At 40.4% G+C, this 15125-nt stretch carries 15 protein-coding genes; 6 read left to right on the top strand and 9 right to left on the bottom strand.

Translation table 11 applies throughout. The features are described 5' to 3' along the window. Window positions 1-260, top strand: a 260-nt coding sequence (locus PLL47_RS04075) for a hypothetical protein (protein WP_324444923.1), incomplete at its 5' end; no start/stop codon positions are given. A gap of 132 nt (window positions 261-392) precedes the next feature. Here PLL47_RS04075 and PLL47_RS04070 read toward each other — a convergent pair. Beyond that, entirely contained in the window at window positions 393-1412 is a 1020-nt protein-coding gene (locus PLL47_RS04070; RefSeq protein WP_324444922.1) for a hypothetical protein, read from the bottom strand. A gap of 997 nt (window positions 1413-2409) precedes the next feature. On the opposite strand from PLL47_RS04070, the gene PLL47_RS04065 reads away from it, so the two are divergent. The 5 genes from PLL47_RS04065 to PLL47_RS04045 all read left to right on the top strand — a co-directional run bounded on the left by PLL47_RS04065 (window position 2410) and on the right by PLL47_RS04045 (window position 7568). Continuing rightward, complete coding sequence (locus tag PLL47_RS04065; RefSeq protein WP_324444921.1) at window positions 2410-3258, top strand: methanogenesis marker 8 protein; 849 nt, start codon at window positions 2410-2412, stop codon at window positions 3256-3258. A gap of 202 nt (window positions 3259-3460) precedes the next feature. After that, entirely contained in the window at window positions 3461-4693 is a 1233-nt protein-coding gene (locus PLL47_RS04060) for a hypothetical protein (protein WP_324444920.1), read from the top strand. A gap of 324 nt (window positions 4694-5017) precedes the next feature. After that, window positions 5018-5890 carry a winged helix-turn-helix domain-containing protein gene (locus PLL47_RS04055; protein WP_324444919.1) on the top strand — a complete coding sequence of 291 codons (873 nt, stop codon included), beginning with the start codon at window positions 5018-5020 and terminating at the stop codon, window positions 5888-5890. Window positions 5891-6190: 300 nt separating this feature from the next. Then, window positions 6191-6430 (top strand): MTH865 family protein, encoded by a 240-nt coding sequence (locus tag PLL47_RS04050; RefSeq protein WP_324444918.1) that lies wholly within the window; start codon window positions 6191-6193, stop codon window positions 6428-6430. 286 nt (window positions 6431-6716) lie between these two features. Further along, window positions 6717-7568 (top strand): methanogenesis marker 8 protein, encoded by an 852-nt coding sequence (locus tag PLL47_RS04045; RefSeq protein ID WP_324444917.1) that lies wholly within the window; start codon window positions 6717-6719, stop codon window positions 7566-7568. Between the two features lie 368 nt (window positions 7569-7936). Here the strand turns inward: PLL47_RS04045 and PLL47_RS04040 are convergent, their stop codons facing one another. The 8 genes from PLL47_RS04040 to PLL47_RS04005 form a co-directional block, all read right to left on the bottom strand. Then, window positions 7937-8059, bottom strand: coding sequence for a hypothetical protein (locus PLL47_RS04040; RefSeq protein WP_324444916.1), 123 nt, complete (start codon window positions 8057-8059; stop codon window positions 7937-7939). Window positions 8060-8527: 468 nt separating this feature from the next. Next, window positions 8528-9301, bottom strand: coding sequence for a hypothetical protein (locus PLL47_RS04035; protein WP_324444915.1), 774 nt, complete (start codon window positions 9299-9301; stop codon window positions 8528-8530). A gap of 242 nt (window positions 9302-9543) precedes the next feature. Next, a complete protein-coding gene (locus PLL47_RS04030) occupies window positions 9544-9945 on the bottom strand; it encodes a potassium channel family protein (RefSeq protein ID WP_324444914.1) in 402 nt (133 codons plus the stop codon). Window positions 9946-10175: 230 nt separating this feature from the next. Next, window positions 10176-11591, bottom strand: coding sequence for a hypothetical protein (locus PLL47_RS04025; RefSeq protein ID WP_324444913.1), 1416 nt, complete (start codon window positions 11589-11591; stop codon window positions 10176-10178). Window positions 11592-11855: 264 nt separating this feature from the next. Continuing rightward, window positions 11856-12620 carry an ABC transporter ATP-binding protein gene (locus PLL47_RS04020; RefSeq protein ID WP_324444912.1) on the bottom strand — a complete coding sequence of 255 codons (765 nt, stop codon included), beginning with the start codon at window positions 12618-12620 and terminating at the stop codon, window positions 11856-11858. A gap of 189 nt (window positions 12621-12809) precedes the next feature. Further along, window positions 12810-13862 (bottom strand): AI-2E family transporter, encoded by a 1053-nt coding sequence (locus tag PLL47_RS04015; protein WP_324444911.1) that lies wholly within the window; start codon window positions 13860-13862, stop codon window positions 12810-12812. Between the two features lie 239 nt (window positions 13863-14101). Then, window positions 14102-14461 carry a TrmB family transcriptional regulator gene (locus tag PLL47_RS04010; protein ID WP_324444910.1) on the bottom strand — a complete coding sequence of 120 codons (360 nt, stop codon included), beginning with the start codon at window positions 14459-14461 and terminating at the stop codon, window positions 14102-14104. Window positions 14462-14578: 117 nt separating this feature from the next. Continuing rightward, complete coding sequence (locus PLL47_RS04005; protein WP_324444909.1) at window positions 14579-15055, bottom strand: MarR family winged helix-turn-helix transcriptional regulator; 477 nt, start codon at window positions 15053-15055, stop codon at window positions 14579-14581. Window positions 15056-15125: the final 70 nt, after the last annotated feature.

Genomic DNA, 15125 nt, shown 5'->3' with positions numbered 1-15125 from the left:
GATGGGAGAAAAATACGAAAAATATTATGTCTGAAAAAATAGTGCGGAAAGTAGGTTCAAATGATTCCTTACAGCAGCAGTCGGTTGTGAGTAATGATTTAAGGACCCCGGGCAACTTCCCGCTCGACGAAGGAGAGCGGCTTTTCCGTAAATTCTGCAAAAGAGCTGAAAAGTATGTGAAGAAGATGAAACTTCTAAATTTAGCAAATGAAAACCTGAAAAAATTGAAGCCTAAAAATATTTCATTCAAACTGTCCTGAACAACAAAAAGTTATCATAAAAACAGCTCTGGCGTTGTAGAAATTAAAAAATGAAGATATGTGTTTGCATGTAACACATATCAGCCAGAGCTTAAACTTTCCTTAATATCCAGATTCCTTTTTCCCTATACCTTAATTCTTTGGGTCGAACTTTATAGCCCTATCGTACACGATCTCTGAGTAGGACGGCCCGGTCTTTGTTGTGTTTTCCAGGTAAATTCTAAAGCCAATGAAAAGCGGTTGATCCAACTCTAAGCCATGAACTCCCACACCGTAAGGAACCTCATAGCAGTACTGATCACCTTCGCTGCAATTCCTGGCAAGTTTGTAGACATACAGGTATTTCGCATTCGGATTGTCAGGGAGGTATTCCTCAGCAGATCCATTGAAATCTTCGTCTGTGATTGCTCCCACACCATTCCACACATCCGCTCCGTATATTGCGAAGTTCGAGTACGTCGCCTTCCCTGAGGCTACATGGTTGACCCCGTAGACAATTATGAATTCACCGGTATCGTTGCCCAGAGTAATTGCCGGGTCTCGCAGGAAAGGATAGTACAGCGAGGTGTTATAGAAAGGAGGTGTCGGAGAAAACATAGTCTGGTTTGCCGTCCATAGATACGCTGCATCGTTATCGGGACCCAGGGCGTTGATTCCTCTCTGGAGAGCATCACTCCCTACAGGGACCCACATACTGACCGGAAGCTCTGTGACATTTGATTCGTTATATTTGTTGAGAATCGCAATCCTTAGCTCTTCGAGATCATCCATGAGATCAAACTCTGTTTGCCCTGTTCCACGGACCCTTAGCTCTGGATAATCATACGGATCCAGCTCAGTTGTATTGTTGGGAGTAATCCGGAAAACAGTTGCAGGTGTATTATTTATGTAATTCTCTCCAGCCTGCGTGTCATTGAATAGAGCTGGCCGGATAAATGAGGCAAATGTATCGGAGGTATTCCCCAGACCCATGTTCAACATAACTGAGGGAAGTACCTGGGTGTTGGTTATGTTGTCCGAATACCCGGCTGATTGGGCAGCAGCCCGTATGCGCTGATCGATACCTCTGTCAGCCGTAATGATTATTACCGTAGTTTGGTTGAAAGGATTTCCAGAAGACCCATCTGGAGTTCCCTCGGTTTTGATAACCATGTTATTAATCGGATCGGCTAAGTTAGCAAAGACCCATCTTGTCTCATTTCCATATGTCCTGTGTATTATGTAATGATCGTAGCTGAAGTACCTGCATTCTGGAGGTGTTCTTCCCACGAAAACAACAGCTTCATCAGGACGAAGGTTCCAGAATGGAGTTGTATTCCCTTTTATTCCAAGCGTACTTGTTAGTTTAGAAATCCGTTCTTCTACTTCATAACCAGGCGCTGGTGGAACAAAATATATCAGATATTTTGTGCTGGGATTGTTTCCGTATGCAGAAGGTAATACTCCTTCCTCCAGTAACTTGATTAAATTAAAGTAACCTACTTCGCCTTCCTGTACAGTGAATCCGTCCTGTTCTAAAGCCTGTTGAAAAGCCCCCGCGTCGTATGTTTCATTCGCTGCGAGGCCAGTTCCTGTTAACAGTATGAAAGAAATGCAAATTATCATAGCCATTATATATTGTTTCATATATAACCCCCGGTTTAATTTTTCATTTATTATATTAGAAACCTTGTCAGGACATTGACTAAACTTGAATAGTTGATCTGTTGATTGTTCAAATGATTCCTTACAGCAGCAGTCGGTTGTGAGTAATGATTTAAGGACACCAGGCAACTTCCCGCTCGGCGAAGGAGAGCGGCCTTTCCCGCAAAGTATGTGAAAAAGCTGAAATTTTCTAATTTGATCAAATTAAGTTCTAAAAATAGCTGAAATCTGAAATTTTCTTACTATAGAACTAAATAACAAAATAAAGTCCAAAAATTAATTATTCAAAAAAACAGACTTTAATTTTCAACTAAATAAAGTAAAAAGCAGGTTGAAAACCATAATCCAATCAATAAAAATTTCCCTAAAAAACCACAAGTAGAATCAACCCCCCCCCAAAACCAATAAGCTATTAAGTAATCACCCCCAAACTTTATCTGCAATTTTTATCGGAATTTTAGTTTCTTAACAATCATATTTTTGCTCAGCTAGTAAAGGTGGAACTATGCCTCACATAATGGAATTACTTGGAAAAACAAGAGTTGTCGTAAAAGATGGAAAAGTAATTGAAGTAGGAGAGCCTGAAGTCGAATGGTGCCCTCTCTTTGCCAAAATCCGCGGGATCCAGAGAATTACCCCCGAAGAAGTCAAGAAGAATATGGAGTTCAGGATCAGCGATTTCGGGATGTTTACTGACAAACGCAGGCTGGAACTCGAAGACTTTGTAGGGTTTGGGGCATCTGAAGTCATGATGACAGGCCTCAGCAGAGGTTTGCTTGACACAACAGTAACCGCCTGTGAAGGCGCAGGAACTGTAATTTCCAACAGCCCAACCCTTGTCCAGGGCATGGGTGGCAGAATGTCAGGACTTGTCGAAACCGAGCCTATCGAAGGCATAATAAACGGGATTGCCGAGCGCGGTGGAATAGTGCTTGATCCCTCAACTGCAAAAATGGACCCTGTTGCAGGTGTGAAAAAGGCAGCCGAACTCGGGTACAAAAAGATCGCAGTAACCGCGGCTTTCGGTGAAACCGCAAAAGAGTTACGGAAGCTTGAAGCCGAACTTGGGCTTGATTTGATAGTAATTGGAGTCCATGTTACGGGCTTAACAAGAGAAGAAGCCCAGTTACTTGTGGATAACTCAGATATCGTAACCAGCTGCGCTTCAAAGCCGATCAGGGATCTTGTAAAGCCTCTTGCCCAGGTAGGGACTGCTGTACCGCTTTTTGCCCTTACCCAGAAAGGAAAGGAGCTTGTGATCGAAAGGGCAAAGGATATAAAAAGCCCGATTCTGATAAATACCATGGCTCTGCCGGTTTTGCCGGATCATAAGCAGCCAAGAGAACTGAAGTAAAACGAAAAAAATCGGCTTTAAAGCCGTTACTATTTTTTGCCTTTACCTTTTTTTCCATTTTCGTTCTCTTTTTGCCTTTTTTGTATCTATTATTCAAGGTACGAATTCATGTTTTCGATATCTTACGATAGGATTATATTTTTTAGAAATTATGAATGTTATATTTCTGAAAAACATTACTTAAAAGTTAAGGGAGAATGCAATGACTGCCATGCCAGGTGACAGAGAACCCAAAAATACAGCTCATGAAGAGATTAAACCTGAAACCACAGCTCTTAAAGAGATTAAGCCTAAAGCCTCAACTCTTGAAGAGATAATCATCACCGAAAAAGACAGACTTTTGCGCTTCATAAAAGAAAGAAATGATTACATCAAAAACCTGCCTGAAATTGAAAAGAAAGCATTTATCGAGTCGATACAGAGGATAAAGGAAAATAAGGGTAAAATAGAAAGGCTGCTCCTTAAGAAGGAAATCAAAAGAAGCGTTGACGACCTTCTTTTCTCTTTTGAAGAACTGCCTCTTTTCGGCAAGGAGTACTGGTTCATGAAATTCACAGCCGATGACGGGTCAAGACGTCAGTTTTTCCTCACATTTGGCAGGAGCGCGGGGGATATCGAGGTAAATGGCAAATATATAGAGAACAGCAGGATAACAGAAGATAAAACAGAGGGGTATTGCGTTTCCTGGGCATATGACGACGTACAGAGAAGTATTGCTGATGATCTGGGAACCATTGAAGTGAAAAATGAAAGGGTCACCTGCATAAGCAAGGATACAAAGGCAGAATTCTATGGGTCCTTCCCTGAATACGTGCTTGATATTTCAAAGAACGGCGAAAAAATCTGCTGGCTGGATATAAGAGAGCCGGAGGACAGCAATTATAACTCAGAGCTGTCCGAACAATTTAAAGGCCTATTCGGGTACAGGCTTGCCAATCTATATTTCGATTTTGAGGGATTGTTGTTTGATAAAGAATTCTCAGGAAAATGCTATGCTCAGAAAGTAATCGTTGTAGGACCTTTCATTCCCTGGAAATGGTCGAGAATAGTTTTCAGGAACGGATCAATTCTTACCTATTACATACCGAATATAGAGATAGGGGGAGTAGAATACAACATATATAACTCTCTGGACTTCTATGATGCTGAGACCAGAAAAAAGTACAGTTTCAAAAAGGCAAAAGTTAACGAGTACCCGTCAGAAAAAGGGGATAAAAGATGGGTAATTACTGCTGAAGACGGTAAGGTATTCATGGTCACAAAGAGTTACTGCAAAGAGACTTTCAGCTTCACGAATAACTTCAATTTCAGGTATATAGAAAACCTTGTAGATGTTGTCGATTTTCAGGTCGAAATCGAGGATAGGGTTGTAACATTACAGGAAACCGGAAATGGACTTGGCATGGTGGAAGATACGTCAGGATTCGTAATCTAAATTTTATAGATTGTATCTTTTTATAGATTATATCTTTTTAAAAATCCCATCTTTTTAAAAATCCTATTTTTTTAGGACTCTATCTTTTTTCGATAGCTCATTTTTTAATTCATCTTTCTATCGATTCCTTTCTTGTGAATTTGATTCACACTTTATGAATTTGATTCATACTTTGTGAATATTCAATCAAAATGGTATTAGAAAGCCCAAAATTTTTACGGGAGAAACCTGAATATTTTCTTTGAATCCACGAGACTCATACAGCATAATGACCTTAAAGGTTATGACAAAAACTTTAACAATGAAGCAGGAAGATATAGAAGTATGAAAAATGGAAACAAAAAAGCAAGCCTTCCTGAGGACTCAGCAATAACCGAAGAACAGGAAATGACAGAGGTAAAAGCTATCAGGGAAAAGCTTTCCGAAATGCACAGTGATATTAAAAAAGTCATGGAATTCACCAGCAGATTGCGCCTGGAGGCTGCTCTTGAAAGTTCAAGACAGGAGTACTCAAACGCTCTTCTCAGCCACCTCTTCGAAGACATAGATACAGGGCTTGAGAAGAATATGGTGAAAAAGTGCCCTGAAAAGCAAAAATGTACCTCTGCATTTACCGCCCTCCTGCAGCAGAATGCAGGGCTTATAAAGAGAAACAGAGTAGACGATACTCTAATCTCGGATAACAGAAAAAAGCTGGAGGAGCTCAAATGCGGAGCACCTTACAGTAAATGTGAAAAATGTTTTTCAGAAGTTTCGAGCCTTCTCGTAAAACAGGTCAACCTCATGCGTTCCATGAAGATTTACGCAGATAACCAGGAGCAGAAACCGAATATCTCAGCACTCAAAACCTCGGCGGTTATGAGTGAGATTCTTGAGCCTGTCTCAAACCTTCAGCGCCTGGAAATTCTGAGAGCAGTAGCATTCGAAACAAAAAGCTTCTCCGCTTTTTCCGAACTCACCGGTCTCAGAGGAGGAAACTTGCTCTTCCATCTCCAGAAGCTTACGGAAAGCAGGCTGATCATGCAGCAGCACGAAAGGGGAGACTATATGATCACCGAAAAAGGGTACAGGATACTTCAGGGCCTGAACGAAATTTATTCCTCACTTCAAGGTTATCCGCTTCAAGATTCTTCAAGGAAGGAATCAGAGGAGAATGATCCCCAGAAGAGGAAAGACAATCCAGAGCTGACCATTTAAGTCGGGTATTTTTGACCTTCATTTTTCAGTGTTTTTTAGCAATTTTATACTTCTCTTTTCACTATCTGGAAATTCGATAACCCAGGATTACGCTAATACAGTGGAATGCATTAACTACATTCCAGTGCCGATTAAGTATATATCAATAACCTGCCAATATAAAATTGTAGAATGATTCTCCGGGGAAAACATACTGCACAGCCAGAAAATCAGGCAACAGGGAAATGGAAAAACGGTAAGGAAAGTATTCGAGAAAAGACAAAATTCGAAAAAAATATGAAAAAAATATGAGGAACAAAAATGACCGTACGAGATGACATTCACGGACAGATTGTTGCAGGACTAAAAAATGCAAAGTTTCCCATAAACACCCCTGAAGAATTGCTAGCCGCTTTTCCTGCGGGTGCAGGCACCACATGCAGATCAGGCGACCTTGCAGTTACCGCAGGAGAAGCAGGAAAATTGCTCACGCCAGCAGATTTTCCGTTCAGGGATGCAAAACAGGTGGCAGACACAATAGTTGACAGGGCAGGGCTTTAAATCCTGCTTACTTATTTCTTTGTTCGATTTTAATTCCCCTTTTTTCTCTTTCTTTCTGTATTGTATTTCTATCCGTGCTCAGCATTCTCTTCCTTGAGGGACCTGAGATTTCGTTTCAGGTCTGAAAATCAATGTTTTTTGCCTGAGAAGATTACCTGCAAAGGTCGGATTACCTGTCTGAGAAAAATCCGGGAATTAAGAAGGAATAATAGGTAAGAATTACAAATTAATCAATATTGAATAACACAATTTTTAATACAATTTTCTTTTCTGGAAGGTGGTTTTAATGCCTCATATAATGGAAATGATGGGGAAAGCAAGAGTGGTTGTAAAAGACGGAAAAGTGATAGAAGTCGGAATTCCTGAAGTGGAATGGTGCCCTCTTTTTGTCAAACTACGGGGAGTCGAGAAGATGACACCTGATGAAATCAGGAAAAACATGGAGGCCCGGATAAGCGAGCTGGGGATGTTCACGGAAAACCGCAGGCTTGAATTTGAAACAACCGTTGTTGCCTTCGGTGCTTCAGAAATAATGATGAGCGGCCTCAACAGTGGCTTCCTTGAAACAACCGTAACAGCCTGTGATGGAGCAGGAACCGTGATATCAAACAACCCTGCACTGGTTCAGGGAATAGGAGGAAGGATGTCGGGTCTGGTCGAGACCGAGCCTATAGATGCAGTGATCAAAGGAATAAGAGAACGTGGGGGAACCGTATTGGACCCTTCAACAGCATCTATCGATCCGGCAGGCGGGGTAAAGAAAGCTGCTGAACTTGGCTGCAGAAAAATCGCAGTTACGGTTGCAGATGCAGAAACCGCAAAAAAGGTCAGGAAAATAGAGTCGGAATCAGGGCTTGACCTGTTCGTTATTGCAGTGCACGTAACAGGTGTCAGCCGGGAAGAAGCTCAGGGGCTTCTGGACAACTCGGATATTGTAATAAGCTGTGCCTCAAAATATATCAGGGAACTTGTAAAACCTCTTGTTCAGGTAGCAGCTGCGATCCCGCTATTTGCTCTCACAAAGAAAGGAAAGGAACTTGTGATTGAGAGAGCAAAAGAGATTGAAAGCCCTCTTCTTATCAATACCATGCCTCTGCCGGTTTTGCCTGAGCATAAGCAGCCAAGGAAATTGATTTAAGAGCAGTCGCGTTCCAAAATTTTGCCCATGGCAGAAAAAGTAAAATAATTTTAACGAAGAACAAAACAGAAGAAAAACGAGTTCGTAATTATTTTTGGGTTGTCCGGACTGCTTATCACTGGCAGCCGGACCCCGGAAATTTGATTTAAAAGCAACAGCCTATCATTTACTGATTACTTATTCCGTTTTTTAGTATTAAATCCGTTTTTTAATTAATATTCCGTTTTTTAATTAATATTCCGTTTTTTAGTCACTTTTGAGCTCTTATATTAATTTATACTGTATTTCCAGTTTTAAGAAGTCTTGAATTTTGAATATTGATAAGCTATTGCTGAGAGGGTTGGCTTTCAGGTAGTAATTGGTTGCAATTACTTCTTTGCGCCCTTTGCTGGCTTGCTTTCAGCTTTTGCTTCCTTTTTTGCTGGTGCTTTTTCATGAGTCTTTCCACATGCGGCTCCTGCCTTCTGACTTGCTTCATTCTTCATTGTCATTTAAACACCTCTTAATTAGTATTTTTATATAAGTATTGAATCATACTGCCACAAAAATATATATTAGTTTTGAACATGAACATTATCTTATTGAAGATACGTTTGTAGAATTAACTATCAAACTATAATCGAACTCATCCATCCATAGCAAATCATAATAACGATGCCGTATCAGGAAATTTGGATCCAAAAAACAGGCTGATGATAAGAGAGTAAACACCAGATAAACAAAAAACAAAGAAAAAAGGACCTGATAATTGTTCCGTAAAGCTGAAAATCACAAAATCTGAATCATTAAAATGTAAGCATTTACTTTTCAGACACAATCAGAGGTCTATATTATCAGGTCTATAATCTTATCAGGTCTATAATCTTATCAGGCTTGAACTCTGGATTACAGAGAACTTAATTTTTAAATTCATACTGAAACTTATCTAAACTTTCGTTATCCCATTGATCCTTTTCTGTTTATTCGGTAACGATATCTACAAGTTCCAGTCTCTCTGATTCGCCTTTTACTGTCGTTTCAAGAATAAGTCCTGTTCCGGCAGCATAGTATTTGTTCTCCTCTATTCCAGGCTCAAGCGGAGTCCATTCTTTTGTTTTCAGGCAATTCTCAAAAGAACCGTAAGCAACAGAAACAGATTCATTCAGAGAAACAACTTCAGCCATATCTTCAGCTTCGCCAGCCAGGTATTCCTGCCTGTAAGTATCGCCGACCTGAGGATCTCCTTCAATCAAAATCCCGGGTTGAGCTCCGTTAACTCCTGCTTCCCAGGAACCTGCACTGCTCACAACCTCTCCGTCTTCATATTCTCTGGAATCCTCTCCGAAGTACCAGACATTGCCATCTTTGTCCTGAGCATACCAGTCAAAAGTCTCTTCCTCCAGTTCCCCATCCACAAATTCCCGGTCACGGACAACAGTGGTATTTACTCCCATAACCACTCTGGTTTCATTGGTTACATAAACTTCATCTCTGATTGTTTCGTCTTCAGACTCACCTTCATAAACAAAAGTTGTGCCTGGAGTTAGCGGAAAATAAGTATTGTCTATAGCCTCAACGAAATCATCAGGATTTATAGCAGGGGTGTAACCACTATCCCCTTCTGTTTCCCCTACTCCTTCAGTTGCCCCTTCTGTTACCTCTTCGGTCACTTCGCCTTCTGTTTCATTCATTGTATCTTCTTCAGGCTCATTTTGAGAACAGCCGGAAGCAAATAACATCGTTGCAATAAGCACTGCTGTGACGAAAAAACTGAATCTTTTTATTATTCTCCCCCCATTATTTAACATAGAAACCATTGTACATTTATTCAATTCAAATCTAAAATGCAATTGTGCAACCCATTAAATGGTGCAACAATCTATTTTAGATAGAAAGTATTAAATTAATCTTGTGGAAGAAGTCTGGAGATGAATAAGTTTTACTTTTTTTCCTTTAACTTTCCAGCTGCACCGGAGAAATTAAATTCAGTTTCGGATTAAATCTCAGATTCAGCTTTAGATTCGGATTCGGATTCAGTCTCGGATTCAGATTCAGTCTCGGATTCAGATTCGGTTTCTGATTCAGTATCGGAGCTCTCTTTCTCCTGGACTTTTTTATCGACTTTTTCCATCCTTTTATTGATCAAATATTCTCCAATCGGAGTAACAAAACCAATAAGAATTCCCAGCCCCAGGAAAATATAAAATACGGTAAAGATCTTGCCCAGGTCCGTTTGAGGTGTGAAGTCCCCGAACCCTACAGTTGCCAGCGTGATGACCGAAAAATAAAAAGAATCAATCCAGCGCCAGCCTTCGACCGAATGGTAGAAAAAAGTACCTGAAGCAAGGGTTAGTGTAACAAGGTAGAGGAGAGAACGAAATTTAGGATCCTTAAGCAATGTTCGTAATGCCCTGAAAAACATCACTATTGTAAAAAGAAATGGTATCGTAATCTTTCCCCCATAACTGCCTTTCTTGCCCCATCCCCTTACTATGAATAAGAGGTTTAGAGAGAGCTTTTCCCCCTATTATTTCTCTCTCCAAAGCTTAAAAAGACATCTATGAAGGTGATTAACCTGTGATTAATCAAGTTTACATAAGCAACCACAGACCATCAGAAACTGCCCTTTTAAAAACACCGGCAATCGTTGAGATCCCATTTATTGAAACCTTTTCCCAGAAGGTACAGGGCAAAAGGAACCAGCAGCAGGTCCACAAAAGCGTAGTAAGGGCCGAACATGGACATAACGATGTTAAGTATGAGGAGAGGTACGACTGAAAGTGTATAAAGGGCAAAAGTCTTGGCGTTGTAGAGGTTAATAGACGGTGAAAGTCCGGTAAGGTAAACGAGTACTGCTACCATATAAAGCGAGATCGTCAGGAAGAGCAGCAGGGACGGAATAAGGGCTGAAGGATCGTTTTTAAGGGCCAGCACGGTAAGGATTACCAGTGGGACCAGATTAAGTATAAGGTAGCTGTTCAGTTTGCTCTTTATTATATCAGATACCTTCAGGGGGAGAAAAGCGTAAGAAGCAAAAATATCGTACTCGGTAAGCCAGTTATACATTGAAGATGAAAGCACACCCAGTACCAGAGCAAAAAGAGTAAGTGTGCTCAGAGCTGGAATAACCCTCGCAAGAGCAGACAGCAGTATCCAGACAAGCACCAGAGGTAGCAAAAAAGAAAAAACTATTTTTCCAAGCCCTCCTTCACTCCTTTTAAGGTCAAGGGAATCTTTCGCAACAAAAGCTGCATACCTGTATGAACCCAGGAAACTGCATAGTTTTGAAAAAGAGTTTGAGAAACTCTTCTGAGACTGCGGGAAATCAATTTTAAGAAAAATAAGCGATAGAGCTGACGGAACAAAAATCAGAACACCAGAAAACAGGAGCTGGTTTTTGGAAGGATCAAGGAAAAAGGACAGACTCGGCAGACTGTAAAGAGTGTACTGGCTCAGATTTCCGGAGAAATGGAGAAGTAGAAAAGAAAGAATGAACAGGCAGATCAGCGAGATCTTCCCTGAATGAGCATAAACTGTGGACAGGAAAAAAATTGTAGAGATTCCTATTGCAAAGGAAAGAGAAAGGGTCAGAACAAGAACCAGAAGAGTCGAAGGAAGACTGAACATTCCAGCAGGGACAATTTCTGCAGCAAGGCCAAAGCCTGCAACAAAAGGCAGAATATAGAGAATAAAATAGTATATGACATCTTTTCCAAGGAAATTGGCAAAAATAAATCTTTCAGAAACCGGAAGCACCCGTGAAGAATACGCAATCAGGCTTGCCTGACCAAACCGGCGGTTCATGAATTCACGGCCCATGAGCCCGAAAGCACCAATCATAGCTCCCACAAGCAGGAAAAAGTAGTGAATTCCGAGGGCTATCTGGGCATCGGTAACTATCTCCCTGAATACAGGCAGGACCAGGCTTACAAAAAAAGTAAATAAGAAAATAAAGACAGGAAATAAGGCAAAACTGCTGTGCCCAAAAAGACTTGAGTGCATCCGCCACTCTTCTTTGACCATATTTTTAAAGATATCAAACATAAAATCCCTGCAGCTTATTGTTTTTGATAATTACTGATTTTTACACTTGCTATTTTTTTGCACTTAATTTTTTATACTCGCTTTTTCACGCCTGTCTTTACACACAGACCCGGTATCCTCACAGGTTCTGCTCCTGAACAGCCTGAGCAGCTTTGCACGGATGCATGCTGCAGAATTTAATGTACTGCAGGATTATGAGACTGTAAGATACTTTGATACTGTGAAGTACTGTGGGGGGTCCAGCAAAAGGGTATAAAATGTACTTCAGGCCAGGACAGAAATCTCTTTTGAAGGCTTTTCGAGAATACCATTTGAGACTGCTTTCCGCCTGCTGACAAGATCCAGAAAGAAATCTTCAAAGTTTTTGCCCTGAAGTTTGGGATCGTCAAGGCGGCCTGTATAGACCAGCTTTCCTCTGTAAATTATTCCTATGCTTGTGCAGATTTCTTTTGCAATTTCAAGGATATGCGTGGAAATGAAGATGGTCCCTCCATTTTTTACATAACCCTTCAGAAAATCCTTGACTTTCTTCTGCATTACAGGGTCAAGATTAATAAGCGGCTCATCAATAATTGCAAGTTCAGGCTCATGCAGGAAAGCCTGGGAAAACATGAGTTTCTGCCTTGTACCCCTGGAAAGATCTTTGCATAGTGAGTTTCTATGGTCCCCAAAGTCGAAGAACTCAAACCATTTATCACAGACTTCTTCGTAATGTTCCATTTTTCGAATTTTTGCAACAAAATGAAGATACTCTTCCGCGGTCAGAAAACTTGGTGGAGTTTCCTGCTCCGGAATAACGCCTACAAGTTCCCTGACTCTCAGAGGATCTTCGAGCACATTTATCCCGTGTACTTTAAGAGTGCCTGAGGTCGGCTTTATCTGCCCTGTAAGCATTTTTATCATAGTCGTTTTTCCGGATCCGTTTGGGCCCAGAAGGCCAAAAAGCTCACCTTTTCCTATAGAAAGGTCCACTCCGTCTACTGCCTTTGTTTGTCCGTAGGATTTAGAAAGACCCTTTACTTCAATCATACTCCAGGCTCCATAAAAACTGCGACATTTATCAGTTAAATGTTTTTCAATAAATACTCTTTATATATTTTTAAACCTTTCTGTATTCCAGGCGTGTAAGTGGACTTCAAAAAAGACCCTGCTTTCGGATTATGAAAAAATAAAGCCTTTATTTTAGAAAGGCTATGATTTTTAGAGATAAAAGAAAAATTAATCTTTATCATATATATTAATTAGTTCTCTATACAACTCTTTAATAATTATTTTATATATGATGTATATAGGGATTGCGAGTACCATTCCAAGAGCACCTAAAAGCTTGGATGCAGCAAGAGTAAGGATTACACTCAGGAGGGGGTTAATATCCACTTTCTCCGAGATCATGAAAGGAATTAGATAAAGGTTATCGATAGTTTGAGAAATAATAACTGTTAACACTGCAAAGAAAGCTGTCATAGGGCTGTCGATATAACCCACAATAACCGGGGGGATTGCTCCCAGAATAGGTCCAATATAAGGAATAATATTCAGAAAGCCTGCAAGAATACCTAAAAAAAGCCACCCTTCAAGTCCCCCAAGATAAAATCCTATACAGCAAATAAGACCTACAATAGCAGACTCAAGCATTTTGGCACTGAAGAAATCCTCCAGTTCCCGTCCTATACTTTTCAGAGCCCTGATAATTCCATCCGCGTGTTCAGGAGGAGCATAAGTGTGGATGTAGTCTCCGATTTTATTATGGTGCTTGAAGTACATACCAAACATGAGAGGAATTACCAGCACTCCGGTAAAAAAATAATAAGAAACCATCGAAATCAGATCGGTAATTCCTGAAAAGATGGTGTTTCCTATCTTTTGAAGGTCTTCGGGTTTAATAATACCGGAATCCGCAAGCCTGGAAAGTTCAGACTCGTGTTCGGAAAAAAGGGCTGAAGCTCCACTTGCGTAATCCTGCTGTATGTCGCTGAAATCGCTTATAAGAACTCCAAGGCCCTGAACCTGACTGCTAAGAAGAAGCAGGAAAACAAGTCCTGTACCTGTGAGCAGTATTAAACCTGCTCTTTTTCTATTGCAGTTTGGAAACCTGTCCATGCACCTGTTGTAGATTTGTATCACTTTTTCCACTATCAGGATGAGGACTGCACCTGCAATAAGAACTATGAAAATGTCCTCAAAATAGAAGAGTATTGCAAAAAATAATATGAAAAGTATAGTTGTCAATGAAAGAAACTGCCATATGTTCCGGTTAGTGCTGAGAGGCATACGTTCCTACCCTTAATTTCTATCTGCTTATTATCGATCTAAAATTTTTCTGTCCAGATAGTCCCCTTACAATATAAATAATAGTTCCTATGAGTCCGTAAATAGCCAGAAAATAAGAAATTAAGAATATATTCAGTATTTATCCCGGAAAAAAGCTTTTTTCACCCATTTTTTCATCCTTCTTTCTAATCTTTTTCGTTCCGTTTTTATTCTTTTTTCTTTCATTTCTCTTCATCCCTTCAGACTCTGATTCTTTCTCCGTAGAAACTTTCAGGAGCAAAGTTACTGGTTCCAGGAGTCAGGGAATTAAGCTCACTGGCAATTTCACTTAAAAAGAGCAAAAAGTCTGCCCTTAACCTTAAAATGAGCTCTTCTGGCTGGATGCAGCAAAAAAGGGTAGGTTCACCTTCAATAATCCTTACATAGCCTTTTTTCTCCATCCCTCTCAGGGTTCCATAGATTTTTGGTCTCGGGACTCCCGCATTTTCGGCAATTTCACTGGCTTTTGCCTGCTTCAGGCAGACAAGTGATGCATAAATCTTGGCTTCGTTGCCGGTAAAACCCAGCTTCTGAAGGTTATCAATCAGCTTAAGAGTCACTCAGGCTTCCTCCGTATTTCAAGTGCTGAGATTTAATCTATCTGAATATCTCCATTCTCTAAAGGTTCAGTTTTCTCAAAAATTCGGCTGCGTAAAATTCTGCACATCCAAAAGCACTCATTTTGTTCCAGTAAATCGGCTTGCATCAATTTTCCGCATAACTTTCACCATGGTCTCAAGGCTATGCATGAAATTCTCGACGTCTTCATCATCAACAAATTGAAGGATTTCTTCAGCCATTTCGGTGGTAATCTGGCTTAAACGATTATAACAATCAAGCCCCTTTTCAGTAAGTGAAACAAGCACCTTTCTCCTGTCATCAGGATCGGTTTTCCTGAAGACAATACCTTTCTTTTCCAGGTCATCAACCATCCGTGTCAGGCTGCTCTTTTCCATTCCGGTATATTTCCCAAGGGTAGAAGGCATAATCTCTCCTTCTATTCCTATGATTTTGATTACCATAGGCTGGTTCTTACTAAGTTCCTTAAATTTGCCTGCAATTTTTTTCTGAAAGTTTTGCTCAAAAATTACATTATCAAGAGCGTCCCTTTCCATAGATAAAAGAATTATTTTACTAAGTGTTGCCTCATCCATTTTTTAATCATCTCTTATTGCCGGGCTTTACCTGACCATTGCCAGGTAAGTGACTGCAACTTTTGGAAAA

Origin of the sequence: Methanosarcina sp., from assembly GCF_035390745.1 — an archaeon.
Lineage (GTDB): Archaea > Halobacteriota > Methanosarcinia > Methanosarcinales > Methanosarcinaceae > Methanosarcina.
The sequence above is the reverse complement of the archived record's forward strand: the minus strand, read 5'-3'. Positions and strand labels throughout refer to the sequence as shown.